Annotated in this window: 22 protein-coding genes, 1 tRNA gene and 1 pseudogene; 13 read left to right on the forward strand and 11 right to left on the reverse strand. The window is 71.3% G+C overall.

The features are described 5' to 3' along the window. Window positions 1-136 precede the first annotated feature (136 nt). Window positions 137-733 carry a histidine phosphatase family protein gene (locus ACIRJP_RS30675; protein WP_404181018.1) on the forward strand — a complete coding sequence of 199 codons (597 nt, stop codon included), beginning with the start codon at window positions 137-139 and terminating at the stop codon, window positions 731-733. Window positions 734-736: 3 nt separating this feature from the next. Here ACIRJP_RS30675 and ACIRJP_RS30680 read toward each other — a convergent pair whose 3' ends face one another. Next, the gene (locus ACIRJP_RS30680; RefSeq protein ID WP_404181021.1) at window positions 737-2089 is read right to left on the reverse strand and encodes a tetratricopeptide repeat protein; all 1353 of its coding nucleotides are present in this window, start codon (window positions 2087-2089) and stop codon (window positions 737-739) included. 243 nt (window positions 2090-2332) lie between these two features. Between ACIRJP_RS30680 and ACIRJP_RS30685 the strand changes: the two genes are divergently transcribed. The 8 genes and pseudogenes from ACIRJP_RS30685 to ACIRJP_RS30720 all read left to right on the forward strand — a co-directional run bounded on the left by ACIRJP_RS30685 (window position 2333) and on the right by ACIRJP_RS30720 (window position 10880). Next, on the forward strand, window positions 2333-2776 hold the full coding sequence (locus ACIRJP_RS30685; protein WP_404181024.1) for a hypothetical protein: 444 nt from the start codon (window positions 2333-2335) through the stop codon (window positions 2774-2776). A 119-nt stretch (window positions 2777-2895) separates the two neighbouring features. Then, window positions 2896-3843, forward strand: coding sequence for a spermidine synthase (locus tag ACIRJP_RS30690; RefSeq protein ID WP_404181027.1), 948 nt, complete (start codon window positions 2896-2898; stop codon window positions 3841-3843). 17 nt (window positions 3844-3860) lie between these two features. Next, window positions 3861-4156 (forward strand): annotated as a pseudogene (locus ACIRJP_RS30695) (FadR/GntR family transcriptional regulator); the annotation flags it as partial. Between the two features lie 590 nt (window positions 4157-4746). Further along, complete coding sequence (locus ACIRJP_RS30700; protein WP_404181030.1) at window positions 4747-6075, forward strand: extracellular solute-binding protein; 1329 nt, start codon at window positions 4747-4749, stop codon at window positions 6073-6075. Between the two features lie 173 nt (window positions 6076-6248). Further along, on the forward strand, window positions 6249-7247 hold the full coding sequence (locus ACIRJP_RS30705) for a carbohydrate ABC transporter permease (RefSeq protein WP_404181033.1): 999 nt from the start codon (window positions 6249-6251) through the stop codon (window positions 7245-7247). Window positions 7248-7262: 15 nt separating this feature from the next. Beyond that, entirely contained in the window at window positions 7263-8186 is a 924-nt protein-coding gene (locus ACIRJP_RS30710) for a carbohydrate ABC transporter permease (protein WP_404181036.1), read from the forward strand. 95 nt (window positions 8187-8281) lie between these two features. Beyond that, the gene (locus ACIRJP_RS30715; RefSeq protein ID WP_404181039.1) at window positions 8282-9745 is read left to right on the forward strand and encodes a GH1 family beta-glucosidase; all 1464 of its coding nucleotides are present in this window, start codon (window positions 8282-8284) and stop codon (window positions 9743-9745) included. A 103-nt stretch (window positions 9746-9848) separates the two neighbouring features. Continuing rightward, window positions 9849-10880: a LacI family DNA-binding transcriptional regulator gene (locus tag ACIRJP_RS30720; protein ID WP_404181042.1), complete on the forward strand. Its 1032-nt coding sequence runs from the start codon at window positions 9849-9851 to the stop codon at window positions 10878-10880. Between the two features lie 114 nt (window positions 10881-10994). Here ACIRJP_RS30720 and ACIRJP_RS30725 read toward each other — a convergent pair. From ACIRJP_RS30725 to ACIRJP_RS30735, 3 genes are all read right to left on the reverse strand, one after another. Then, window positions 10995-11067: transfer RNA gene (locus ACIRJP_RS30725), tRNA-His, on the reverse strand. A 126-nt stretch (window positions 11068-11193) separates the two neighbouring features. After that, a complete protein-coding gene (gene orn / locus ACIRJP_RS30730) occupies window positions 11194-11796 on the reverse strand; it encodes an oligoribonuclease (protein ID WP_351260684.1) in 603 nt (200 codons plus the stop codon). 9 nt (window positions 11797-11805) lie between these two features. Beyond that, window positions 11806-13041 (reverse strand): helix-turn-helix domain-containing protein, encoded by a 1236-nt coding sequence (locus tag ACIRJP_RS30735; RefSeq protein WP_404181044.1) that lies wholly within the window; start codon window positions 13039-13041, stop codon window positions 11806-11808. A 974-nt stretch (window positions 13042-14015) separates the two neighbouring features. Here ACIRJP_RS30735 and ACIRJP_RS30740 point away from each other — a divergent pair. Beyond that, on the forward strand, window positions 14016-14537 hold the full coding sequence (locus tag ACIRJP_RS30740) for a universal stress protein (protein WP_404181047.1): 522 nt from the start codon (window positions 14016-14018) through the stop codon (window positions 14535-14537). A 201-nt stretch (window positions 14538-14738) separates the two neighbouring features. Here ACIRJP_RS30740 and glmS read toward each other — a convergent pair whose 3' ends face one another. From glmS to ACIRJP_RS30755, 3 genes are all read right to left on the reverse strand, one after another. Next, on the reverse strand, window positions 14739-16568 hold the full coding sequence (gene glmS / locus ACIRJP_RS30745) for a glutamine--fructose-6-phosphate transaminase (isomerizing) (RefSeq protein ID WP_404181050.1): 1830 nt from the start codon (window positions 16566-16568) through the stop codon (window positions 14739-14741). Between the two features lie 43 nt (window positions 16569-16611). After that, the gene (locus ACIRJP_RS30750) at window positions 16612-16887 is read right to left on the reverse strand and encodes a hypothetical protein (RefSeq protein ID WP_072489218.1); all 276 of its coding nucleotides are present in this window, start codon (window positions 16885-16887) and stop codon (window positions 16612-16614) included. Between the two features lie 120 nt (window positions 16888-17007). Next, window positions 17008-17928, reverse strand: a complete 921-nt coding sequence (locus ACIRJP_RS30755; protein WP_404181053.1) for a DUF4429 domain-containing protein — start codon at window positions 17926-17928, stop codon at window positions 17008-17010. Window positions 17929-18064: 136 nt separating this feature from the next. On the opposite strand from ACIRJP_RS30755, the gene ACIRJP_RS30760 reads away from it, so the two are divergent. Then, window positions 18065-19693 carry a beta-N-acetylhexosaminidase gene (locus ACIRJP_RS30760; protein WP_404181056.1) on the forward strand — a complete coding sequence of 543 codons (1629 nt, stop codon included), beginning with the start codon at window positions 18065-18067 and terminating at the stop codon, window positions 19691-19693. A 108-nt stretch (window positions 19694-19801) separates the two neighbouring features. Here the strand turns inward: ACIRJP_RS30760 and ACIRJP_RS30765 are convergent, their stop codons facing one another. From ACIRJP_RS30765 to ACIRJP_RS30775, 3 genes are all read right to left on the reverse strand, one after another. Next, window positions 19802-20161, reverse strand: a complete 360-nt coding sequence (locus ACIRJP_RS30765) for a hypothetical protein (RefSeq protein ID WP_404181059.1) — start codon at window positions 20159-20161, stop codon at window positions 19802-19804. Beyond that, entirely contained in the window at window positions 20158-20799 is a 642-nt protein-coding gene (locus ACIRJP_RS30770) for a GNAT family N-acetyltransferase (RefSeq protein WP_404181062.1), read from the reverse strand. Before ACIRJP_RS30770 ends, ACIRJP_RS30765 begins: the two co-directional genes overlap by 4 nt. 166 nt (window positions 20800-20965) lie before the next feature. Continuing rightward, window positions 20966-21421 (reverse strand): MarR family winged helix-turn-helix transcriptional regulator, encoded by a 456-nt coding sequence (locus ACIRJP_RS30775; RefSeq protein WP_404181065.1) that lies wholly within the window; start codon window positions 21419-21421, stop codon window positions 20966-20968. A 159-nt stretch (window positions 21422-21580) separates the two neighbouring features. Here ACIRJP_RS30775 and ACIRJP_RS30780 point away from each other — a divergent pair, with 159 nt between their 5' ends. Together ACIRJP_RS30780 and ACIRJP_RS30785 are read left to right on the forward strand one after the other, a co-directional pair. Further along, window positions 21581-23029 (forward strand): MFS transporter, encoded by a 1449-nt coding sequence (locus ACIRJP_RS30780; protein WP_404181068.1) that lies wholly within the window; start codon window positions 21581-21583, stop codon window positions 23027-23029. A 223-nt stretch (window positions 23030-23252) separates the two neighbouring features. Next, window positions 23253-24014, forward strand: a complete 762-nt coding sequence (locus ACIRJP_RS30785; protein ID WP_404181071.1) for a hypothetical protein — start codon at window positions 23253-23255, stop codon at window positions 24012-24014. On the opposite strand, the gene ACIRJP_RS30790 is transcribed toward ACIRJP_RS30785, so the two are convergent. Beyond that, window positions 24008-24718: a TetR/AcrR family transcriptional regulator C-terminal domain-containing protein gene (locus ACIRJP_RS30790; protein ID WP_404181074.1), complete on the reverse strand. Its 711-nt coding sequence runs from the start codon at window positions 24716-24718 to the stop codon at window positions 24008-24010. The two genes, ACIRJP_RS30785 and ACIRJP_RS30790, sit on opposite strands and share 7 nt — an antisense overlap. Window positions 24719-24778: the final 60 nt, after the last annotated feature.

The raw sequence follows: 24778 nt of genomic DNA on the forward strand, positions 1-24778 counted from the left end.
ACATTTCTCCGCGCAGAGTGGGACGTCGGCCGGGCCCCTGAGGTTGCCTCGCGATCATGTGCGAGATGATGGGAAAACCGGATGATCCGCCGCGTCCCGATCTCCGGCCTCAGACCTCAGTTCAGGGAGAGCCGTCATGGCACCGCGTATCCTGCTCGCCCGCCACGGCCAGACGGAATGGTCCGTCAGGGGCAATCACACCGGCAGGACGGACATCCCGCTGCTCGACACCGGCCGTGCGGGGGCCAAGCTCCTCGGCGAGCGGCTGCGGCGCGGTCCGTGGGCGGACCTGCCGGGCCTTCAGGTGCGCACCAGCCCGCTGGTACGGGCCAGGGAGACCTGTGAGATCGCGGGTTTCGCGGACCGGGCCGAGCTGTGGGACGCGCTCATGGAGTGGGACTACGGGGCGTACGAGGGGATGACCCCGGCCGAGATCAAGGCGACCCGCCCGGACTGGTTCATCTGGCGCGACGGGGTGCCGGAGGGCGAGACCCTGGCCGAGCTGTCCGCCCGCGCCGACGAGATCGTGGACTGGGCCCGCTCGGCCGACCGCGATGTGCTGGTCTTCGCCCACGGCCACATCCTGCGGGCGCTGGGGGCGCGGTGGCTCGGCGAGGACGTGTCGTTCGCGGCGCGGATCCGGCTCGACCCGACGTCGCTGTCGGTGCTGGGATGGGCGTACGGCGCACCCGCGATCGAGCGCTGGAACGACACCGGCCACCTGGACGGCTGAAGCCTACGAGGTGGCGGCCTCCGCCACCTCCGCGTACCGCTCCAGGAACTCCCCCACCTCCGCCGCACCCCGCTGCGGCACCAGCACCCCCGCCGCCTGGGCCAGCATCGCCCGGATGCGCGTCGACCGGACGCGGTCCAGCAGGTCCAGCACCTGATGGCCCGCCGCCGCAGCCTCCGCGGCCCGGCCCGCCCGCGCGAGGTCCCAGGTCAGCTCGGCCCGGTACAGCGCCAGGTTCCGGGTGAAGTGCGGGTCCTGGAGCCGGACGGCCCGCAGCGCGTGCCCGGCCGCCCGGGACCAGTCGCCCAGCGCCGACCAGCACTGCGCCTGGAGCATCTCCAGCTCCGCCTCCCGGAAGAACGTCATCCACTCCGGATCGGCATCGCGGGGCCCGCGCCCGAAAGCGGTGTACGCCCGGCCGATCGCCCGCTCGCAGCCCGTACGGTCCCCGAGCCCCGCCCGGCCCCCCGCCTCGCGCAGCGCGAGCAGCGCCAGCAGCCGGGGCGAGCCCAGCGGCTGCGCAGCCCGCTGCCCGGCCTCCGCCGCGCGCACGGACTCGCGGGGCCGCCCGGTGTCCCGGGCCAGGAACGACGTGTTGCAGAACGCGTGCGCCTCCAGCGCCGCGTCACCGGCCACCCGGGCCGTGGCGAGCGCCTCCGCGTAGTGCGAGCGGGCGTCCTCGTACCGGCCCGAGTCATGCGCCAGCCAGCCCACCGAGATGGCCAGTTCGCCCGCTCCGGCATGCAGCCGGTCGGCGGTGGAGCGCTTGGTGGCCGTCCCGGAGTCGAGCAGCGCGTACGCCGCCCGCAGCGGCCGGGACGCCCTGCGGTAGAGGCCGTCGCCGCCGTGCCGGTCGTCGAGCAGCCGGATCTGCCGCACCGCCTTCTCGACGGCGCCGACCTCTCTCTCGCCGACCCGGCGCGGGTCGGGCAGGACGGCGGCAGCGGCGGGCGTGCCGCCCAGGCCCAGGGTCGCGGCCGCCATCGTGGTGGTGCCGCTCGTCATGAATACGCGACGCAGCACGTCGCTCTCCTCGTCGGTGTCGCTGTGGAGCACAGGGGGCGGGGGGGATCCGGCGATAGCCCGCGCCGCCCGGCCGCGCACGGTTTCGCGCGGCGAGAAGCCCAGGTCCGCCAGGGTCCTCCCGGGGAACATGTGCAGGAAGACCCGTTCGTACGCGTAGTTCGGGCAGCGGATCTCCCCGGACTCCACGCGTCCGATGTACCGGGCGTCGCACGCGACCTGTTCGCCGATCTCACGGGCGGACCTGCGTACCGCGGCAGCGAACTCCCCGGCGGAGCGCTGTCCGCGCAGCCGCCGGAAGGCGAGGTTGGGAACTGCCCCTGTCGACACCATGGACCGGAACCTCTCTTCCGCAGCCGGGGTTCCTGCTTCCGGTGTCCCCGGCGGAGCAAAACGTACCTGCTGTGACGGGCCGCACACAGAGCGTTTCCGGGCAAAGTCGGGCATCTCGCCCGCGATCCGCCATGAACTGCCACCCTTTGCGGCGGCGTGGCACCGTAGCCCTTGACGCGGTCGGCGCGTTGGTCCATGCGGAGACGGAAACCGACTCCGCCCGGCGATGAGAGGAGAGGTCCCTTGTTGCATCCCGGCACGGAGACCGACGCACGGACCACTGCGACGCGCCCGGCCGCGACGGGTGTCGCGGCGCCCCCGTCCACGGAGGGTCCCGGGGCCGAGCCCTGCGACCTGGTGACGGTCCCGGCCCGCCAGGGCCTGGAGGCCGTGGACATCCTGCGCCGGGACGCCGAGCGGGACATCGGCCCGGTCCTGCACGACGGCACCTGCGACACCCTCGGCTTCCTCGTGCCGCCCGGGACCGCCGAGGAGTGGGACGTACCGGGCAGCGCCTGTACGCAGACCGCCGGCCGCGGGTTGCGCATCCCCGCCGAGCCGCCGGTCACCGGCAGCGGCTGGCTGCTGCCGCCCGAGGGCGACGCCCCGGTCACCGATCCGGCCGTGCTGCGGGCCGCACTCGACCAGGCGGCCCGGCTGATCGAGGCGGCCGACAGCTGCCGCTGACCGTGCGCCGACCGCCGGCTTCCCGGCCGCGCCCATAATGGGCAGGTGGGCGGGTTTCCCCGGCACGGCCGGTTCCGTACCGGTCCGGAGCGAAGAGCAGTGAGCAGGCACGAGCAGCGGTGGCACGTCGAGGAGCGTCGGGCGGGGGTGCGGGCTCCCGCAAGCGGTCCGACCGCAAGGACGACGGCAGGACCGGGAGCAGGACCGAACGTGGTGCCGGGCGCGCCGGACGCAGGGCGGAGCCCCTCGCCGAACCGGTGGACGGCTCCCTCGCCGAGCTGGTGCCCGACCGGGAGCGGCCGCACGCCTGGACGCTGACGCTGGACGGCGCCCCGCAGTCCCATGTGGATCTCGACGACCCCACGTTCCTGTCCTTCGAGTACCAGCGCAGGATCGGCCACATCGCCGATCTCGTCGCACCCCCCGGACAGCCCCTGCACGTGGTGCACCTGGGCGGCGGCGCCTTCACGCTCGCCCGCTACATCGCCGCGACCCGGCCCCGCTCCACCCAGCAGGTCATCGAGGTGGACGCCGCCCTCGTCCAACTGGTCCGCCGGGAACTGCCGCTGGACCCGCAGGCCAGGATCCGGGTCAGGGCCACCGACGCCCGCGCCGGGCTCGGGAAGATCCAGGACGGCTGGGCGGATCTCGTCATCGCCGACGTCTTCAGCGGGGCCCGCACCCCCGCGCACCTCACCAGCACCGAATTCCTCGCCGAGGTCCGCCGCGTCCTGAAGCCCGGCGGGAGCTACGTCGCCAACCTCGCGGACGGGCCGCCGCTGACCCATCTGCGCGGCCAGATCGCCACCGCGGCCACGGTCTTCCCGGAACTGGCGCTCGCCGCCGACCCGGCCGTGTGGCGCGGCCGCCGCTTCGGCAACGCCGTGCTGCTCGCCTCGGACCTGCCGCTGAAGGTCGCGGAGCTGACCCGCCGGGTGGCGACCGATCCGCATCCCGGACGCGTCGAACACGGGCGGGCGCTGGCCGACTTCACCGGCGGCGCGGCCGCGGTGAGCGACGCGGCCGCCAAGCCGTCCCCGGCACCGCCGCCCTCGGCCTTCGGCTGAACCCGCCCATCGCCTAGTTCGTCGACGCGGACATCGCGCTGCACCGGGCCGTGGTGGCCGCCGCGCACAATCCCGTGCTCGCCCACCTCTTCGGCGAGTTCGCGCCCGCACTGATCGACCTCGTGGAGCTGTTCGGCCTGCGCCGCGAGGACCCGGACACGGCGATGCCGTCCATGACGCGCTGGTGCGGGCCGTGGTGGCCGGGGACGCGGAATCGGCGGGCCGGGCCGCGCAGACAGAACTCGAATCCACGCTGGCCCGGCTGCGGGAGGGGCAGGCGCGGGCCGACTCCAGAGGGCTGCGGCGGGCGTAGGCGCGGGCCGTCCCTGCAGGGCGTGGGCCGATTCCGAAGGTCGCCGGAGAGCGGCTTCGGAGAGAGAAGGCGGACGTGCCCGCGGCCGCCCCGCCGCCTGGCGCCCCGTTCACCTTCCGGCGGGCGGGCCGGTGTGAACCACGGATGACGGGAACCGCTGCCGGTGGCCGGCGCGGACGCGGGGTCCGGCGCGGCCGGCGCGCGGTGCGTCCTGCCCGGCATGGCTCCGACCTGCGCATTCCCCGGACAGCATGAAATCCCGGGCGGCGCATACGGGTTGTGGCAAGCCCTCGGCAGGACACGGTCCCGTGACTTGCCGGACACGCTCGGGCAACGGAAGCGTCTTCAACTCTTGACACCCACCCCTTCGAGGCAGGAACCTTCCGACATCGATGCATGGGAGCGCTCCCACGCTGAACGGCCCTCCCGCCCGAACGGCACCGCGCGCGCCCTCCCCCTCACTCGGAACACACCGGAACACATCCGGAACGCCCCGCCCAGAGACGCACCGCCCAGGAACGCCTCGCCCCCGGAACACCTCCCCAGGACGTCACCCCGGAACGTCCCACCCCGGAACAAGGAGTAGTGGAATGCGCATCACCCGCACCGTCACCGGCCGGAGCCGCAGAGCCGCGGTCCTGGCCACCACGGGCCTGACGGCCTCGGCCCTGTTGCTGACCGGCTGCAGCAGCGACTCGGACCAGTCGGGCAGCACCGGCCCCGACGCGAACGGGAACATCACGCTGACCGTCGCCGACTTCGGGCAGTTCGGGTACAAGGAGGCCGGACTCTTCGCCAAATACCACGAACTGCACCCGAACGTCACGGTCAAGGAGAACGTCACCGCCGACGAGCAGGTCTACTACCCGAAGTTCCTCCAGCAGCTCAACACGGGCAGCGGGCTGGCCGACATCCAGGGCATCGAGGTCGGCCGGGTGAAGGAGCTCGTAGACACCAAGGCGGACGCCTTCGCCGACCTGGCCGGGGCCATCGACTCCGGCCAGTGGGTCAACTGGAAGGCGCTGCAGGCCACCACCGACGACGGCAAGGTCATCGGCGCTGGCACCGACATCGGCCCGATGTCGCTCTGCTACCGCCGCGACCTGTTCGAGCAGGCCGGTCTCCCGGCCGACCGCGAGGAGGTCGCCGCCAAGGTCGCCGGGGGCTGGGACGACTACCTGAAGCTCGGCGAGGAGTACAAGAAGAAGGCCCCCAAGGGCACCTTCTACATGGACTCCGCCAGCGCCATGTACAACAGCGTGGTCTCCTCCAACGAGGAGCAGTACTACGCCAAGGACGGCAAGGCGATCTACAAGGACAGCGCCGGCGTCAAGGCGGGCTGGAACCTCGCCGCCGAGGCCGCCGCGAAGGATCTGACCGCCGGCCTGGCCCAGTTCCAGGACCCGTGGAAGGCCGCACTGCGCAAGGGCACGGTCGCCACGGTCGCCTGCCCCGCGTGGATGGCCGCGCAGATCGCCACGTACGCCGGTGACGAGTTCAAGGGCAAGTGGGACATCGCCCGCACCCCGGGCGAGACCGCGGCCAACTGGGGCGGCTCCTTCCTCGCCGTGCCCGCCAAGGGAAAGAACGTCGAGGAGGCGAAGAAGCTCGTCAAGTGGCTGACCGCCCCCGAGCAGCAGGCCGCCGTGTTCAAGGCCGTCGGTGTCTTCCCGTCGAACAAGGGTGCCTACGAGCTCCCCGAGGTGAAGAGCGCCGAGCTCGCGTACTTCAACAACGCCCCCATCGGTGAGATCTACGCCGCGGAGGCCCAGATCATCCCCGCGGCCGTGCTTGGCCCGAAGGACGGCATCATCAAGGACAGCATCTCCACCCAGATCAACAACATGGAGCAGCGGGGCACCGAGCCGGACGACGCCTGGAAGGCCGCCACGGAGGCCATCGACAAGGTGATCGGCTGAACTCCCCATCGATGCGGGCGGCCGGGACCCCACATCCGCGTCCCGGCCCACCCGCACCGGGGCCGCACCTCCCCGCCGGCCCCGCGCACGGACTCCGACACCACCGCCGGACCTGACCAGAACTCCGGCCTGCCCCTGCGGTGTCGGCACACCCCAGGGAAGGACTCCCACCTGTGGCAACCTCGATCCCCGCCCGGGGCGCACCCGGCTCGAAGCCGGACCGTCGCGTCCCGAAGCCCATGTCCCCCGGCCGCCAGGCATGGAGCAGCCGGCTGTGGCGCTTCGACGACAAGGCGTCCCCCTACGCCTACATCGCACCCTTCTTCCTCGTCTTCGGCGCCTTCGGGCTCTACCCCCTCCTCTACACCGGCTGGATCGCCCTGCACCGGGTGGAGATGATCAGCCTCGACCGGATGGAATGGGTCGGCTGGGAGAACTTCAGCAGGATCCTCCAGGACCCGGAGTTCTGGACGGCCGTCGGCAACACCTTCGTCATCGGGGTGATCTCCACCGTCCCGCAGCTGCTGGTGGCGCTGGGCCTGGCCCACCTGCTGAACTACAAGCTGCGCGCCAGCACCTTCTGGCGGACGGTGATCCTCACCCCGTACGCCACCTCCGTGGCCTCCGCCGCCCTGGTCTTCGCCCTCGTCTTCCGCGCCGACGGCGGCCTGCTGAACTGGGCCCTGGACTTCATCGGTCTCGGCGACACCAACTGGGCCAATGGCCACTGGTCGTCCAAGATCGCCATCTCGGTCATCGTGATCTGGCGCTGGACCGGCTACAACGCCCTGATCTACCTGGCCGCGATGCAGGCCGTCCCGTCCGACCTCTACGAGGCCGCCTCGCTCGACGGCGCCTCGCGCTGGCAGCAGTTCCGCAAGGTGACGATCCCGGCGCTGCGGCCGACGATCCTCTTCACGATCGTCATCTCGACCATCGGGTCGATGCAGCTGTTCGGCGAGCCGCTGCTCCTGGAGGGCGGCACCATTGGAGCGCAGGGGGGCAACGAGCACCAGTACGAGACGCTCAGCGTCTACCTCTACAACTACGGCTGGAAGCTCGGACACCTCGGTCCGGCCGCCGCGGTCGCCTGGGCCATGCTCGCGCTGCTGCTGCTCATTGCCGCGATCAACTGGCTCGTCGGGCGCTCCGTGCGCAAGACCTCGGCCTGACCGGGAGCGATACCCATGACCACGACCAGCACCGTCACCGCCCCGGACAGCCGCCGCGTGTCCAAGGCCGCCGCCCCCGGCACTCCTCCTCGGCGCGGCAGGTTCAAGCAGGGCGCGGGCCGCCAGCACCACGCCGGCCCCTTCGCCTACTTCGCCCTCGCCGTCGTCGGCATCGGCTCCCTCTTCCCGCTGTACTGGACACTCGTCGCCGCGTCCCGTAGCCAGGACGAAATACTGGACACCACCCCGCCGTTCGTCCCCGGCGGCAACCTGTTCGACAACCTCCGAGCGGCCTGGGAACAGGCCCATCTCGGCAAGGCCATCTGGAACACGCTCATCGTCTCCGCGAGCATCACTGCGGCGACGCTCTTCTTCTGCGCCCTGGCCGGCTACGCCTTCGCCAAGATGCGCTTCAGGGGCCGCGGCGCACTGATGACCGCAGTCGTCGCCACGCTCACGATCCCGCCCCAACTCAGCGTCGTACCGCTGTTCATGATGATGTCCGACATCGGATGGGGCGGTCAGCTGAAGTCGGTGATCTTCCCGACGCTGGTGAGCGCGTTCGGAGTGTTCTTCATGCGGCAGTACCTCAGCGAGGCGCTGCCCTACGAACTCATCGAGGCGGGCAAGGTCGACGGAGCGAACAACCTCCGTGTCGTGTGGAGCATCGTGCTCCCCGTGGCCCGCCCGGCCATGATGGTGCTCGGCATGCTCACCTTCGTACAGGCGTGGAACGACTTCTTCTGGCCGTACCTCGCCCTGAACCAGGAGAACCCCACGCTCCAGGTGGCCCTCGGCCAGCTGAGCGCCTCCTACGTGCCCGACCAGAGCATCGTGATGGCGGGTGCGCTGATCAGCACCCTGCCGCTGCTCGTGGTCTTCGTGGTCTTCGGCAAGCGGATCGTCGGCGGGATCATGTCCGGCGCCGTCAAGGGCTGACACCGCCGCCGCCAAGGGCCGAAGCCGCACCACCCGCATCTCTCCGCCCCTCCCGTTCCTTCCCCCCCGCCCATCCACCCTGGGAGCGCTCCCGCATGACTGCCGTACGACCCGACACCGCCCCGAAGGCCGCATCCGAAGCGGCGGAATTCCCCAGCGGCTTCGTCTGGGGGGCGGCCACCGCCGCCTACCAGGTCGAGGGCGCCGCGTCCGAGGACGGCCGGACCCCTTCCATCTGGGACACCTTCAGCCGCACCCCGGGCAAGGTCCGCAACGGCGACACCGGAGACATCGCCGCCGACCACTACCACCGCTACCGCGACGACGTGGCGCTCATGAAACGGCTCGGCCTGACGGCCTACCGCTTCTCCGTCTCCTGGCCCCGGGTGCAGCCCACCGGCCGCGGCCCCGCCGTCGAACGCGGCCTGGACTTCTACCGCAGGCTCGTCGACGAACTCCTCGAAGCGGGCATCGCACCCGTCGCCACCCTCTACCACTGGGACCTGCCCCAGGAGTTGGAGGACGCGGGCGGCTGGCCCGAGCGCGTGACCGCCGAACGCTTCGCCGACTACGCCGACATCATGGCCGGGGCCCTCGGCGACCGCGTCAGCACCTGGACCACCCTCAACGAGCCGTGGTGCTCGGCCTTCCTCGGCTACGGCTCCGGCGTGCACGCCCCCGGCCGCACCGAGCCCGCCGCCGCGCTGCGTGCCGCCCACCACCTCAACCTCGCCCACGGCCGGGCGACCGGGGTCCTGCGCGACCGCCTCCCCGCCACCGCGCGGATCTCGGTCACCCTCAACCTCCACCACGTCCGCCCGCTGACCGGCAGCGCCGCCGACGCGGACGCCGCCCGCCGGATCGACGCGGTCGGCAACCGGATCTTCACCGGCCCGATGCTGCACGGCGCGTACCCCGAGGACCTGATCGCCGACACCGAGCACCTGGTCGACTGGTCGGAGCTGGTCCACGACGGCGACCCGGCGGTCATCTCCCGCCCGGTCGACGTCCTGGGCGTCAACTACTACACACCGACGCTGGTCTCCACGCCCGCCGACGGCGCCGGCGACGCGCGCGACGACGGCCACGGCAACAGCGACCACTCCCCGTGGCCCGGCTCCGAACACGTCGCCTTCCACCTGGCCGAGGGCCGTGAGCGCACCGCCATGAACTGGGCGATCGACCCCGACGGGCTGTACGAGCTCCTCATGGACGTGGCCCGGGACAACCCCGGCCTGCCGCTGATGGTCACCGAGAACGGCGCGGCCTTCGACGACTACGTCTCGCCCGAGGGCAGGGTGGAGGACCCCGAGCGGATCGAGTACCTGCGCGGACACCTGGACGCCGTGCGGCGGTCGATCGCCGCCGGGGCGGACGTACGCGGCTACTTCCTCTGGTCCCTGATGGACAACTTCGAGTGGGGCTACGGATACTCCAAGCGCTTCGGCGCCGTCTACGTCGACTACGCCACCCAGCGCCGCATCCCCAAGGCGAGCGCCCACTGGTACGCCGGCGTCATCCGCCGCCAGCGTAGGATGGGAGCGCTCCCAGAAGGGTGATGCGGAGCGGCTGCCCGTCCCGTACGGGCTGCCGGAGGCGCCGATACCAGGACTTGGCCAGGCCACCCGGCTGTGAGAAATTGACCGCGAACGGGAGGCAGCCATGACGGCAGCGCGAGTACGGAGCGGTGGCCGGCCCACGCTCGAAGAAGTCGCGGCACGGGCAGGAGTGGGGCGCGGCACGGCCTCGCGGGTCATCAACGGCTCACCACGGGTCAGCGCGCAGACCCGCGAGGCGGTGGAGGCGGCCGTCGCCGAGCTGGGCTACGTACCCAACCGCGCGGCCCGCGCGCTCGCCGCGAACCGCACGGACGCCATCGCCCTGGTGGTGCCCGAATCGGAGACCCGCTTCTTCGCCGAGCCGTACTTCTCCGACATCGTCCGAGGTGTCGGCGCGGCGCTCGCCGACACCGACATGCAACTGCTGCTCACCCTCGTCGGCAGCGACCGCGAGCGCCGCCGGCTGGCCCAGTACCTGACCGCGCACCGCGTCGACGGTGTGCTGATGGTCTCCGTCCACGCCGACGACCCGCTGCCGGACCTGCTGGAGCAGCTCGGCATGCCGGCCGTGATGGGCGGCCGCAGGTCGGCCTTGGAAACGCTCGCCGCGGTCGACTCCGACAACTTCGGGGGAGCCCGCGCGGCGGTCGCCCATCTCGTGACCCGGGGACGGCGCGCCATCGCCACGATCACCGGGCCCCGGGACGTCCACGGTGCGCAGCGCCGCCTCGACGGCTACCGCGCCGCGGTCCGGGAGGCGGGTCTCGAACCGGACGAGCGGCTGATCGCCCCCGCCGACTTCTCCGAGGAGGGCGGCGCACGGGCCATGCGCGAGCTGCTGGCCCGCCGCCCCGACGTCGACGCGGTCTTCGCCGCCTCCGACGTCATGGCCGCGGGCGCCCGCCAGGTCCTGCGCGAGGCCGGCCGCCGCATCCCGGACGATGTGGCCCTCATCGGCTTCGACGACTCGGCGGTGGCCCGCCACATGGACCCGGCCCTCACCAGCGTGCGCCAGCCGATCGAGGAGATGGGCCGCACGATGGCCCGCGTCCTGCTCAAGGAGATCGCGAGCGAGACCCAGGAACGCCCGCAGATCGTGCTCCCCACCGAACTGGTCGTCCGCGACTCCTCGTGACGACCGTCACACGGTCGCCCGCGAGGGCGGCCGGGGTGGTGATCGAGGTGGCGGCTGAGGGGGACTCAGAAACGAGAAGGGCCCCGGTCCGAAGACCGGGGCCCTTCCCCTCAGGGTGAGTAACGGGACTCGAACCCGCGACATCCTGGACCACAACCAGGTGCTCTACCATCTGAGCTATACCCACCATGTCCGGTCTTTTTCTGACCGGCCGAGAAAAAGTGTACAGGGTCCGAGAGGGTGCTCGCGCCCCAGTTGTTCAGCCGCCGGTCCCAACCCCCGAAAGGGCTATGACCAGCGGCTTCACAGGGTCCTACGGTGCGGGCGGTGCGACGCGCGCCGCAATGGCCTTCGCGCGCTCCGAGTCCGGGCCGGGCTGCGGCACGAAGACCGCCTCGCGGTAGTAACGCAGCTCCGTGATGGAGTCACGGATGTCCGCGAGCGCCCGGTGGTTGCCGTTCTTGGCCGGACTGTTGAAGTACGCCCGCGGGTACCAGCGGCGCGCCAGCTCCTTGATCGAGGAGACATCGACGATCCGGTAGTGGAGGTAGCCCTCCAGGGCCGACATGTCCCGCGCCAGGAACCCGCGGTCGGTGGAGACCGAGTTCCCGCAGAGCGGGGCCTTGCCGGGCTCCTTGACGTGTTCGCGGACGTAGTTCAGCACCTGGGCCTCGGCGTCGGCCAGGGTGGTGCCCCCGGCCAGCTCGTCGAGGAGGCCCGAGGCGGTGTGCATCTGCCGCACCACCTCGGGCATGGTCTCCAGGGCCGCGTCCGGCGGGCGGATCACGATGTCCACCCCTTCGCCGAGCACGTTCAGCTCCGAGTCGGTGACCAGCGCGGCCACCTCGATGAGTGCGTCTTCCGTCAACGAGAGCCCGGTCATCTCGCAGTCGATCCACACCATGCGATCGTTCATGGCCCCACCCTACGGGGCACTCCGTTGCCCCGGCAGGGTCGGTCGTCCGGTCGTGTACGCGTCGGGGCCGGGTTTCCCCTGCTCCGGCTGGACCGGGCCGGCCGGTGGCGCCGTGACGACATGCGTACCCGGCGGTGCGGCCGCGGCCGTGGCGCGCCGGATCACCGGGTTGCCCTGGCTGGGCACCACGGGCTCGGTCACCGCGGCCACGGGCTCCGGGCCACCGCCCTGCGGACGGCGGGCCCGGTAGGCGGCCCGGTACGCGGCGGGGGAGGAGCCCAGCTGACGCCGGAAGTGTCCGCGCAGCGCGACCGGTGAGCGGAAGCCGCAGCGGCCCGCCACCTCGTCGACCGAGTACTCGGACGTCTCCAGCAGCCGCTGCGCCTGCAGCACCCGCTGGGTGATCAGCCACTGGAGCGGTGCGCTGCCGGTGAGCGAACGGAACCTGCGGTCGAAGGTCCGCCTGCTCATGTAGGCGCGCGCGGCCAGCGTCTCCACGTCGAACTGCTCGTGGAGGTGCTCCAGCGCCCAGGCCACGACCTCTGCGAGAGGGTCGGAGCCGATCTCCTCCGGTAAAGACCTGTCGAGGTAGCGCTCCTGACCGCCACTGCGCCGCGGCGGCACGACGAGCCGGCGGGCCAGTGCCCCGGCGGCCTCCGTGCCGTGGTCCGTGCGGACTATGTGCAGGCAGAGATCGATCCCGGCGGCCGTGCCGGCGGAGGTGAGCACATCGCCGTCGTCGACGAAGAGCTCACGCGGATCGACGTGCACCGACGGATAGCGCTTGGCCAGCGTCGGCGCGTACATCCAGTGTGTGGTCGCCGGGCGGCCGTCCAGCAGGCCCGCGGCTGCGAGCACGAACGCGCCCGTGCACAGCCCGACGATGCGGGCGCCCTCCTCATGGGCGCGGCGCAGCGCCTCCAGCGCCTCGGCGGGCGGCGGCGAGGTGATCGAACGCCAGGCGGGCACCACGACGGTGCCGGCCCTGCTGATCGCCTCCAGCCCGTAGGGCGCGGTGAGTTCGAGTCCCCCGGTGGTCCGCAGCGGCCCTTCTTCCCCGCCGCAGACGAGGAGTCGGTAGCGCGGAACTCCCGCGTCCTGGCGGTCGATTCCGAACACGGAGAGCGGGATCGAACTCTCGAAGATGGGGCCGCCGCTGAACAGCAGCACGGCGACGACTTCTCGTCGTCGACGGCCACTGAGCTTCCGTACAGCCTCCGTTGCGGCGGCGGAGTCCTGGCTCATGACGCTAAGCCCCCCTCGGTGTTCGCGTCTTCCTGGTCCTTACGGGCCTGTCGCACCTGCACTGTTCCCCTCGGTCATGCACGAGTTCCCCAGACTTCGATACCCAAGATCGAATCTACTGCGTCCCATGGTGCCGACGTGACAAGTTCACCAACCGCCGTTATGTCGACAAGGCAACTTGGCGGGAAGCTTTCGATCACGAAGCGTTTCATCCGGTGGACGCTCAGGGAAGTGCGCCTGGCGTTCATGGCCCGTCCCCGTTGGGTGGAAGCGTACCGCGCGGTCTCTTCCTGCCTGGTGGCAAGGGGGTTGATCGGCCAAGTCGGCAAGGTGTCGGTGGGGGTATGAAGTTGGCTGAAAATAGATGGTTGTGCGTGTGTGATTCAGTCATTGAACCGGCGCACAACCCGGGTGATCAACCGCTTCTTTGCGCCCCCTTGGCAGGTCGGACGGCCGATCGCACGGAACGGGCCGGTGGCAAACGGTGGCGATCGGATTCCGCCGGGCGGGCCGGTGTCCGTCGCCGGCCGGGCGGCGTACGGGGAACGGGGCGGGCGGTCTGGAACGGGGGCGACGGGCGGTCCGGAACGGGGGCGGTGCGACGCGTGGGATCGGGTTGCCGGCTCCCGGGGTCGGTCCTGGGATGGTGATCCGTCCGACGGTCTCGCGGGGGAACGGGGCCTTCCGGCGTCCGGAAAAGGTGACGGTTACGGTGCCGTCCGGTCACCGTGGGCGGTCGTCCGGGCCCGGCGGCGTCGGTGTACAGCACAAGCGGCATTGCCATCCGGGTCCGCCTCGGGCATGCTCCGTGAAACGTCGCGCGCGCTTTGCGCGGGTCTGGGCAGTGGAGGAGTGGCGCCGTACCCTTGGGGGTAAGGGGTTGGGAAGATGATTCCCGGACACCGCATCACCGCCCGCTGACGCACCTTCCCCAAGTCGCTCTCCTCACGAGGACTCTCTTCGCCGAGACACCGATGGCCGGTCACGAAATCCCCGAACCCGCCGACCGCAAGCAGGTAGCCGACCCCATGTCGGGCCCGCAGGCGGTCGAAGAAACACGTCACTCGTGCGACCCCGCGTTCCGCCATGGGGTCGTCGTCGGCTTCGACGGCTCGACCTCCAGTGAGCGCGCCCTCGCCTATGCCATCGGAATGGCCCGAAGATCGGGCTCCGGTCTGATCATCGTCCATGTCGCCAACCGGCTGCCGACCACGGTCTGGGCAGGCTGCGAGCCGCCCGTCTTCGTGGACGTGCCCGATCACCGCACCGAGGTGCTCGGCCTGGAGCTCGCCTGCGCGGACTACCTCTCCGAGGTCCCCTGGGTCCTCGTGGAGCGCGGCGGGGACATCTGCCACGAGCTGGAGGAGGTCGGCCGGGAGTACTCGGCCGACGCCATCGTCGTCGGCTCCACGCACGGCATCGTCGGCCGGATCTTCGGCTCGGTGGCGGGCCGCCTCGCCCGGCGCGCGCAGCGCCCGGTCGTCGTCATCCCCTGAGCGCCCGACGCCCCCGCAATCTCTCCGCCATCGCCCCGGCATCCCCTCCGTCACCCCTGCGAACCGGTGTGACGCCCACGTTCGACATGGCGTCAAATCGCCTGCGTAAACCGGCAATTCATGCCCTCGATGGCGGATTCGAGGGCGCCCGGCGCGCACCAGAACAGCATTGCGCGCGCCGGGGCCGCCCCCTGCACGGGCCTATTCGACGGTGACGGACTTCGCCAGGTTGCGCGGCTTGTCGATGTCACGGCCCATGGCCAGCGCCGTGTGGTACGCGAAGAGCTGGAGCGGGATGCCCATCAGGATCGGGTCCAGCTCGTTCTCGTTCTTCGGCACGATGATGGTGTGGTCGGCCTTCTCCTGCACCTGGTGGGCGACGGCGAGGATGCGACCGCTGCGGGCCTTGATCTCCTCCATCGCGGCGCGGTTCTTCTCCAGCAGGTCGTCGTCCGGCACGATCGCGACCGTCGGCATCGCGGGCTCGATCAGCGCCAGCGGCCCGTGCTTCAGCTCGGAGGCCGGGTACGCCTCCGCGTGGATGTACGAGACCTCCTTGAGCTTCAGCGAGGCCTCACGGGCGACGGGGTAGCCGCGCACCCGGCCGATGAACATCATCGACTTGGCGTCCGCGTACTCGGCCGCCATCTTCTTGATCTCGTCCTCGTTCGCCAGGATCTCGCTGATCTGGGCGGGCAGCCTGCGCAGCCCCTCGATGATCCGCTTGCCGTCGGCGACCGACAGGTCCCGGATGCGGCCCAGGTGCAGGGCGAGCAGCGCGAACGCGACGACCGTGTTGGTGAAGCACTTGGTGGAGACGACGCAGACCTCGGGGCCGGCGTGGACGTACGTACCGCCGTCCGCCTCCCGGGCGATCGCGGAACCCACCACGTTGACGACGCCGAGCACCCGGGCGCCCTTGCGCTTGAGCTCCTGGACGGCGGCCAGCACGTCGTAGGTCTCACCGGACTGGGAGACCGCGACGTACAGCGTGTCCGGGTCGACGACCGGGTTGCGGTAGCGGAACTCGGAGGCCGGCTCGGCGTCCGCGGGGATACGGGCGAGCTCCTCGATCAGCTGCGCGCCGATCTGGCCCGCGTGGTACGAGGTGCCGCAGCCGAGGATCTTGATCCGGCGGACCCCGCGCGCCTCGCGGGCGTCCAGGTTGAGGCCGCCCAGGTGCACGGTGGCGAAGCGGTCGTCGATCCGGCCGCGCAGCACCCGGTCGACGGCGTCGGCCTGCTCGGAGATCTCCTTGTGCATGTACGTGTCGTGGCCGCCCATGTCGTACGACTCGGCCTCCCACTCCACGGTGGTCGGAGTGGCCGTCGTGGAGGAGCCCTCCGTGGTGTACGTACGGAAGTCGTCGGCCTTGAGGGTGGCCATCTCGCCGTCGTCCAGGGTCACGACCTGGCGGGTGTGGGCGACCAGCGCGGCGACGTCCGAAGCGACGAACATCTCCTTCTCGCCGATGCCGAGCACGACCGGGGAGCCGTTGCGGGCGACCACGATGCGGTCGTTGAAGTCGGCGTGCATGACGGCTATGCCGTACGTGCCCTCGACCGAGCGCAGCGCCTCGCGGACCTTCTCCTCCAGGGTCTCCGCCTGGGCGCGGGCGATCAGGTGGACCAGCACCTCGGTGTCGGTCTCGGACAGGAAGACGACACCGTCGGCGACGAGCTTCGCACGGAGCTCGGAGGCGTTGTCGATGATGCCGTTGTGGACGACGGCGACCTTGTTCTCGGCGTCGAGGTGCGGGTGCGCGTTCTCGTCGCTCGGGGCGCCGTGGGTGGCCCAGCGGGTGTGGGCGATGCCGGTGGTGCCGGTGAAGCGCTTGGGGACGCGGGCCTCCAGCTCGCGGACCCGGCCCTTGGCCTTCACCATCCGCAGGGTGGCGGGCTTGCCGGCCGACGCCTTGCCGGTGATGACGATGCCCGCGGAGTCGTAACCCCGGTATTCCAGCCGCTGCAGCCCTTCCAGCAGCAGCGGAGCCACATCACGCTTCCCGATGTATCCGACGATTCCGCACATAAAGTTTCTGCCCCTCCATCGACGTACTTGTGGTGCCCGTTGCTCAGCCGTAGACGATGCGGCGCAGCTGGCGGAGCGAGAGCTCCGGCGGCGCGACCGCGCGGTGCGGCAGCTCGGCCGCGATCCGTTCGAAGATCTCCGCGTTGACCAGGCCGCCGGACTGCAGTTCGCGGTGGCGGCGGCGGACGAAGTCGTCGGTCGTCTCGTCGAAGTACGCCAGCACGTCGAGGATCACCCGGGCGGCTTCACCGCGCTGGAGCGCGGTGCTGCGCACCAGGTGATCGATGAGGTCGTCATGCGACGGGCGGCGTTCGAGCACTCGTTGATATTGCGGTGGGCGGGGCGCTTACGCAACAATTCTGCCCGATATCGGGCAGGGGTCGGTGTGATTGCCGTCTCGCGGGACCCCAAAAAGGGCGGACGAGTCGGGGTTGCTCGCTCAGAGCCGCTTGAGCACGGCCTGCTTGGCGGCGGTGAACTCGTCGTCGGTGAGAACCCCGGCGCGGTGCAGATCGCCGAGCTCGCGCAGCCGGCGCAGCAGGGCGTCGTGATCGTCGCCGGACGGTGCGGGTGCGGCGGGTTCCGCAGGTGCGGCCGGGGGTGCGATCTCCGGAGCCGCGGTGGTGGCGCCTTCGAGGGCGCCGTCCGCTCCCGCCGCCGTGCCCGGCAGCCGTACGAGCACCGCCGCCGCGACCAGCACCGCCGTGTACTCCTTCTTGGCCAGCCCCCACAGGTCCAGCGAGTACCGGTCGTACTCGGCCGCCGGGGCCGGTGCCGGCCCCTCGCCCCGTACGAAGCGCAGATGCCCGTTCTCCAGGCCGATGGCGGGCACCCACTGCACGCCGGTCACCTCCGACACCGGGAACAGGACCGGGCCGCCCGACGTCTTGGCCGCCTTGGCCTTCCAGTTCCAGGTGAGGCGGACGGTCTCCCCGTCGAACGAGGCCGTGCCGTCCCCGCCGCCGCCGGCGACCGGCACCGCGGGCCCCGGCAGCAGGAACTCGTCCACCGCCCCGGTGGGCACCTGCTCGACCAGCAGGGCGTTGCGCACCTCGTCGACGAAGTACTCGGCCACCCCGGTCCGGTCCTTCTCCACGGTCAACTGGTAGGGGTCCGCGCCGTCCTTGAGCCGGCCGTCCGCCGCCCGCAGGACCGGGCACGCGCCGTCGCGCAGCCGCAGTCGCAGCCGGCCGCCCCTGCGGTCCGGCTCGAAGGAGATCCCCGCCAACGCCGGCAGTGGGACGACGCATTCGCCCAGTCCCTCCCGGAGCGGGTGGATGCCCTTGCCCCGGCCGGGCGTGATCCGTACCGATTCGCCGTCGAAGGTCCAGGTTCCGTCGCGCTGGATTATTTCCGCCATGCAGCGGATTCTGTCAGCCCGCATGACAGCGAAGTGGTCTACACCTTGACCACGCGTGAGGCGCGCGATACGCATGGTGATGGTTCGGTTGTTCAGGAGCTCCACAGGTGTGAACCCGTCGAAAGGGACCCGGCTTGTGAGACTGCACAGGACACAGCGCACCGCCCTTCCCCGCCTTCTCGGCTCGCTGCTGCTCGTCACGGCGGCCGGGATCTCCGGTATCGGCGCGGCGGCGGAGGGAGCGGCGGCGGACAGCGGCCCGGCCGCCGCCTCGCCCCGTCCGCTCGACCAGATCGTGCCCGCCCCCGCCGCGGCGAAGCCCGGCGGCACCCCGTACACCATCACGGCGGACACCAGGATCCGCGTCGACGGCTCCGGCGAGGCCCGGAAGGTCGGCGACTACCTGGCGGGCTTGCTGCGCCCGTCCACCGGATACGCGCTGCCGGTCACCGGCGACGCGGGCAACGGCATCCGGCTTCGCCTCGACCCCGGCAACGGTGAACTGGGCGCCGAGGGCTACCGCCTGAAGTCGAGCCGGGGCTCCGTCACCATCACCGCACGCGGCCCCGCCGGGCTCTTCCACGGCGTCCAGACGCTCCGGCAGCTGCTCCCGGCCGACGTGGAGAAGAAGAGCCCCCAGCAGGGTCCGTGGACCGTCGCGGGCGGCACGGTCACGGACACCCCGCGCTACGCCTACCGCAGCGCGATGCTCGACGTCTCCCGGCACTTCTTCTCGGTCGGCGAGGTCAAGCGGTACATCGACCAGCTCGCCCTCTACAAGATGAACAAGCTCCATCTCCATCTCTCGGACGACCAGGGCTGGCGGATCGCCATCGACTCCTGGCCGCGGCTCGCCACGTACGGCGGCCAGACGGAGGTCGGCGGCGGCCCCGGCGGCTACTACACCAAGAACGACTACAAGGAGATCGTCCGGTACGCGGCCTCCCGCTATCTGGAGGTCGTCCCGGAGATCGACCTGCCCGGCCACACCAACGCGGCACTCGCCTCGTACGCGGAGCTGAACTGCAACGGGGTCGCGCCGCCGCTGTACACCGGCACCAACGTCGGCTTCAGCTCGCTCTGCGTGCCGAAGGCCGTCACGTACGACTTCGTGGACGACGTGGTCCGCGAACTCGCCGAGCTCACCCCCGGCAAGTACCTCCACATCGGCGGCGACGAGGCGCACTCCACCAGCCACGAGGACTACGTGGCCTTCATGGACAAGGCGCAGGCCATCGTCGGCAAGTACGGCAAGACCGTGATCGGCTGGCACCAGCTGACCGGGGGCACGCCGGTGAAGGGCGCGGTCGCCCAGTACTGGGGTTACGACAGGACGGGCGCCGCCGAGCGCGAGCAGGTCGCGGCCGCCGCCGTGAACGGCACGAAGCTGGTGCTGTCCCCGGCCGACCGCAGCTACCTCGACATGAAGTACGACAAGGACACCAAGCTCGGCCTGGCCTGGGCCGGTTACGTCTCGGTGCAGCGCTCGTACGACTGGGACCCGGCGACGTACCTGGCCGGTGCCCCGGCGGAGTCGGTCCTCGGCGTCGAGGCGCCGCTCTGGTCGGAGACCCTGAGCAACAGCGACGAGATCGAGCAGATGGCGTTCCCCCGGCTGCCAGGGGTCGCGGAGCTCGGCTGGTCGCCCGCGGCCACGCACGACTGGGACACGTACAAGGTGCGGCTGGGCGCGCTGGGGCCGAGGTTCTCGGCGCTGGGCGTCAACTACTACCGGGCGCCGCAGGTCCCCTGGGCGGCTCAGTGAGCTGACCGGGCCCGTCCGGCGACCGCGCGCCTCCGGTCGCCGGACGGACCCGGTGCCCGCGCTCCACTCGTCCCCTTCGCCCCCTTCGCCCGCGGCCGTCGTCGCCGCTCACCAGACCAGCACCCCGCCACCCGCCGACCGGGCCCGCAGCGCGGCCCGGGTGATGTTGGCGAGCCGGGCCGCCACGTAATCCTCCCCGTAGCCGCTGTGCGCACCGAGTTCCGCCGTGTGCCCGCGCATCAGCTCGCACTCGGCGAGGAAGCCCTCGACGTCCTCCGGCTGTACGTACAGGTCGTCGGCGGCCAGCTCGGGGAAGAACCGGGCTCCGATCGCCCGCGCGTGCTCCGAGCCCCAGAGCCTGGTCCGGCTGCTCTCGAACCCGGCCATGTCGCTGCCGTCCTCGGGGTCGTCGAGCAGCCGCAGCTTCCCCGGCTCGTCGTACACGAAGGTGTGCACCAGCAGCGTCATGCCCCGAACTCCCCCCGACAGCCTTCGAGTCCCTCGACGGTGACCTCGATGCTCCGGCACTCCTCCCAGCGCGCCCGGTCCATCCGCAGCCGCTGCAGGGTGACCGGCGCTCCCCGTACGGCGGCGACCGTGAGGCCGTCCGGCAGGTAGCCGAGCCGGTGCGAGACGCCCAGCGAGCGCGGGTTGTCGGTCATCGCGGCCGACACCGCGGTCCGGGCCCCGAGGCCGGCGAAGGCTAGATGCAGGGCGGCGGCCCGCATCTCGGTGCCGATGCCCCGGCCCTGGTGGGCCAGGCCCAGCCACGATCCGGTGCTGACCTGGCCGGTCACGGCGAAGTCCTCGGCCATCAGGTCCTGCCGCCCGACCACCCTGCCCTCGTACAGCACGGCGAGACTCAGCGCCCAGTCCCGTACCGACCAGCCGGCGACGGTGGACAGCACGTGCTGGAGCACTGCCCTGCCGCGCTCCTCGGGCGGTACGTCGGTCCAGGGGACCGTGAACGGCATCTCGTCCGGCGCGTGCACCCCGTGGGCGGCGACCGACGCGAGGTCGTCCAGCAACTCCAGGTCGGGGAGACGTAGTTCCAGGCGCGGCGTGCGGAGGCGGAGCCCGTACAGGGGCCAGTGCTGCGGCTTCATGGACGGACTCTGCCGGGCGGGACGGCGCGCTGTCGAGCGGATTCCCCGGCCCGCCGGGCCGCGGGCCCTTCCTCCGGGCGCCGCGCTGGCGCGCGTCGGCCATGGCCCGGGCGTCGCGAGACGGGCGGGACTCACGCGGCGGCCGCGGCCCGGGCTTCGCGAACGGTCAGGGGCGCGGCCAGGGGCGGCCGGCCAGGCGCTCGATGTCGGTGTTGAAGCGCCTCAGGTAGGCGGCGAAGCCGGAGATGTCCTCGTCCGACCAGTTGGCCATGACCCGCTCCAGGGAGTCGACGAGGCCCTCGCGTTCCGCGTCGAGCATGCGGGCGCCCTCGTCGGTGATCCGGAACTTGCGGGCCATGCCGCCCTCGGGGTCCGGGATGCGTTCCACGAGTCCGGCGCGCATGGCCGCCGCGGTCTGCCGGTTGAGGGTGGAGACGTCGAGCCCGAAGGCGTCGCTGAGCTCACCGATCGACATGGGCCCCTGGACACGGACGCGGCTGAGCAGGATGTAGGCGCTGCGGTCCATCAGGCCGTCCTTGCGCCGGCCGCCCTTGTTCTGCAGGAGGCCGTGGCGGCTGAGGAGCATCTGCTCGTACTCGACCTCGTGTGTGGGCCTGGTCATGCGCCTGCCGCCTCCTGTTGTGGTCCGGGCGTCCCGGCCTGTACCCGGATGTCGGCCGCCATTCTCCCACAGCTCTATGCAACATACATATAACGTGCCCGATGCATGAAGTGTGTACGATGCATAGCCTTCTTCCGATGTATACCCGAGGAGTCCCGGATGGGCGCGCCCCAGCCATCAGCCCGCAGCGGCGGTGTAGTCGCCACGCTGGCCATCGCCGGCACCACTGCGGCGATCATGCAGACCCTGGTCACCCCGCTCATCGCGGAGCTGCCGCAGATCCTGAGCACCACCCCCTCGAACGCGGCGTGGGTGATCACCGTCACCCTGCTGGTGTCCGCCGTCTGTGTGCCCGTCTCCGGACGTCTGGGCGACATGGTCGGCAAGCGCCGGATGCTTCTCGTGTGCTCCGTGCCGCTGATCGCCGGCTCGGTGGTGTGCGCGCTCTCCTCGTCCGTCGTCCCCATGATCGTCGGCCGCGGTCTGCAGGGCATGGGCATGGGTGTGCTGCCGCTCGGTATCGCCCTGCTGCGTGACGTGGTCCCGGCGGAGAAGCTCAGCTCCTCCATCGCGCTGGTCAGCGCCTCCATGGGCATCGGCGGCGCGCTCGGTCTCCCGATCGCCGCGGCGGTCGCCCAGTACACGAACTGGCGGGTGCTGTTCTGGGGCTCGGCCGGCCTGGCCACCGTGGTCGCGGTGCTGATCTGGTTCCTGATCCCCGATGTGCCGGCCGGTGCCAAGGGCCAGCGGTTCGACGTGCTCGGTGCGCTCGGCCTCGGGGCGGGCCTGGTCTGCCTGCTGCTCGCGGTCTCCAAGGGCGCCGACTGGGGCTGGGGCTCGGCCACCACGCTCGGCCTGTTCGCCGCCGCCGTCGTCGTGCTGCTCGCCTGGGGCCTGTGGGAGCTGCGTACCCGGGACCCGCTGGTCGACCTGCGCACCACCGCGCGTCCCCGGGTGCTGATGACCAACCTCGCCTCTGTCTTCGTCGGCTTCGGCATGTACGCCAGCATGCTGATCGCGCCGCAGCTGCTCCAGCTCCCCTCCGCCACCGGCTACGGCCTGGGCCAGTCGATGCTCGCGGCGGGCCTGTGGCTGGCGCCCGGCGGCATCATGATGATGCTCATCTCCCCGCTCGGCGGAAAGCTCATCGACGCCCGGGGCCCGAAGTTCACCCTGGTGTGCGGCGTCCTGGTCATCGCGGTCGGCTACGGCCTGGCGCTGGTGCTCATGGGCTCCGCGTGGGGCCTGATGGTGGTGGGCATGGTGACCAGCAGCGGTGTCGGCCTGGCGTACGGTGCGATGCCCGCACTGATCATGGGCTCGGTCCCGCTGTCCGAGACCGCCGCCGCCAACGGCTTCAACACGCTGATGCGCTCGCTCGGTACGTCGATCGGCGCCGCGGTGATCGGCGTGGTCCTCTCCCAGATGACCGTCACCATGGGCGGCTACAGCCTCACCTCCGAGAACGGCTTCCGTACCGGTCTCATGGTCGGCTGCGGCGTCGCCCTGGTCGCGGCGGTGATCGCCGCCGCCATCCCGGCCGCGCGCCGCGCCGAGTCCGGCACCGGCGCCGACGCCGCCGTGGAACAGGCCACGGCCAAGGCCTGACCTGCGCCGGACGCCCGGCCGCCCGGACAACGTACGAGATGCGAGCCGACGACAACGCGTCGGCGCCCCGGCCCCGTCAACCAGCCCCGCACTGCGACTGGTTGGCGGGGTCGCTCCGGTTCGTCACGTCGGTGTCCGGCCGTCGGCACATCGCCCCTCCCTCCCCGGTAAGGTGGCAATCTTCGGCCGGCGTCAGCCTCCGGAGCCCTGAAGGTGAACGCCCATGACACACTCCGTGCCGCGCCCCACCCGCCGCCGCCTCGACGCCGCACTGGACGGCCTCGCGGTCACCTTCCGCGAAATGACCGCCCACCCCGACGAGAACAACTGCGAGTGCCACTGGGGCAGCGCCGAGGAGCTCGCCCAGCTCAAGGTGGCGGACAGGGAGTTGGACGCCGACCTCCTGCGGCGCACCTGGGCGGCTCCCGACTGGAGCGACCACCCCTCCGTGCTGCGCCGGATACTCCCTCAGTTCGCCCGGTCCCTGGTCGCGGGCCACACCGACCCGTACCGCGACCCGGACGACATCGGCCGCTCGTTCGCCCGTGGCCGCTGGCAGCAGTGGCCCGCCGAACAGGCCGCAGCGGTACGAGAGTTCCTCGACGCCTGGTGGGCCGACACACTCACCGACCCGGCCCCCGTCCTCTCCGCCCACGACCTCCTCGCCCTGATCACCGAGGCGTCCGGCGAACTCCGCCCGTGGCTGGCCCACTGGGAGTCGCAGTCCGGAACCACGGCCGACCGGCACCTCACCGCAGCCGCCGACCACTGGGAGTACGAACTGCTCGGCGACGACCTCCCCTGGGACGCCTGGGACAACAGGCAGGAGAAGTGCGCCGAACTGACGGCCTGGCTGCTGGACCATGGCCGCCCCCGGCTCGTCGCCCACGGAGCACCCGCCGAACTCCTCGACCGGATACGGCTCCTGGGCCTCACCGGCGATGACCGCTGGGGCCACCCCCACTGGCCCGGTTACAGCTACTGACCCACCGTGCCGCGCCCGTCGGTCATCGCACCGCGTCCGCTTCGACTGGGCTGGGGCCCGTCCGGCCCTGATCCGCCGGACAGGCCCCAGCCGGGATCGGATTCGTCGTGGATGGTCAATGCTCCTGCGAGGTCGAGGTCGGCGACAGTGCCGTGTGCCCCGGCGCGGACGAGCAGCACCGCGCCGAGCGCGGTGCTCCAGAACGTCCTGGCCTCCACGTCGAGCGGCCTGCGGGCCCTCCAGCCGCGACTGTCGATGAGCCGGCTCACGTAGCGCTCGGATTGCCGGAACAGCAGCTGGAGGTGCCGGTCGACCACGGGGGCGAGTTCTGGTTTGGAGATTCCGGCGGCGAGTGCTCGCGCGACTGGCGGGAGCGAGGGCATGGCCAGCACGGCGCGGGCGATGTTGCGCCGAAACGTCGCCGCATCGGGGGCTTGGCGACCGATGCGCTCGATCCGTCGGGCGTCGTGCAGCAAGCCGAGGAAGGCGGCGTGCACGAGCAGTGAGTCCTTGGAACCGAAGTAGTAGGTGACCTGATTGGGGAAGGCGCCTGCCGCTTTCGCGATCTCCGCGACGCTCACCTCGGCGCCGGGCCGCTCCTCGCAGAGCCGCGCAGTTGCCTCGATCAGCCGGCGCCTCGTCGCGCGACCGCGATCACGCGACCGGGCCGACGTTGATGGTGCTTCGGTCCGCTTCTTCTCCACACCGAAATTGTATGTGATACAACAAGGCTGTTCGCTTGTATCGCATACAAGAAAGATTGA

This window comes from Streptomyces sp. NPDC102437 (assembly GCF_044765565.1).
Lineage (GTDB): Bacteria > Actinomycetota > Actinomycetes > Streptomycetales > Streptomycetaceae > Streptomyces.

What these genes read in the sequence shown, in the direction of transcription:
- ACIRJP_RS30710 (WP_404181036.1), top strand. Translation starts at nt 7,263, where the DNA reads ATGACCACGACCAGCACCGTCACCGCCCCGGACAGCCGCCGCGTGTCC.
- ACIRJP_RS30785 (WP_404181071.1), top strand. Translation starts at nt 23,253, where the DNA reads ATGACACACTCCGTGCCGCGCCCCACCCGCCGCCGCCTCGACGCCGCA.
- ACIRJP_RS30720 (WP_404181042.1), top strand. Translation starts at nt 9,849, where the DNA reads ATGACGGCAGCGCGAGTACGGAGCGGTGGCCGGCCCACGCTCGAAGAA.
- glmS (WP_404181050.1), bottom strand. Translation starts at nt 16,568, where the DNA reads ATGTGCGGAATCGTCGGATACATCGGGAAGCGTGATGTGGCTCCGCTG.
- ACIRJP_RS30755 (WP_404181053.1), bottom strand. Translation starts at nt 17,928, where the DNA reads ATGGCGGAAATAATCCAGCGCGACGGAACCTGGACCTTCGACGGCGAA.
- ACIRJP_RS30775 (WP_404181065.1), bottom strand. Translation starts at nt 21,421, where the DNA reads ATGACCAGGCCCACACACGAGGTCGAGTACGAGCAGATGCTCCTCAGC.
- ACIRJP_RS30770 (WP_404181062.1), bottom strand. Translation starts at nt 20,799, where the DNA reads ATGAAGCCGCAGCACTGGCCCCTGTACGGGCTCCGCCTCCGCACGCCG.
- ACIRJP_RS30780 (WP_404181068.1), top strand. Translation starts at nt 21,581, where the DNA reads ATGGGCGCGCCCCAGCCATCAGCCCGCAGCGGCGGTGTAGTCGCCACG.
- ACIRJP_RS30700 (WP_404181030.1), top strand. Translation starts at nt 4,747, where the DNA reads ATGCGCATCACCCGCACCGTCACCGGCCGGAGCCGCAGAGCCGCGGTC.
- ACIRJP_RS30765 (WP_404181059.1), bottom strand. Translation starts at nt 20,161, where the DNA reads ATGACGCTGCTGGTGCACACCTTCGTGTACGACGAGCCGGGGAAGCTG.
- ACIRJP_RS30715 (WP_404181039.1), top strand. Translation starts at nt 8,282, where the DNA reads ATGACTGCCGTACGACCCGACACCGCCCCGAAGGCCGCATCCGAAGCG.
- orn (WP_351260684.1), bottom strand. Translation starts at nt 11,796, where the DNA reads ATGAACGATCGCATGGTGTGGATCGACTGCGAGATGACCGGGCTCTCG.
- ACIRJP_RS30680 (WP_404181021.1), bottom strand. Translation starts at nt 2,089, where the DNA reads ATGGTGTCGACAGGGGCAGTTCCCAACCTCGCCTTCCGGCGGCTGCGC.
- ACIRJP_RS30740 (WP_404181047.1), top strand. Translation starts at nt 14,016, where the DNA reads ATGGCCGGTCACGAAATCCCCGAACCCGCCGACCGCAAGCAGGTAGCC.
- ACIRJP_RS30675 (WP_404181018.1), top strand. Translation starts at nt 137, where the DNA reads ATGGCACCGCGTATCCTGCTCGCCCGCCACGGCCAGACGGAATGGTCC.
- ACIRJP_RS30735 (WP_404181044.1), bottom strand. Translation starts at nt 13,041, where the DNA reads ATGAGCCAGGACTCCGCCGCCGCAACGGAGGCTGTACGGAAGCTCAGT.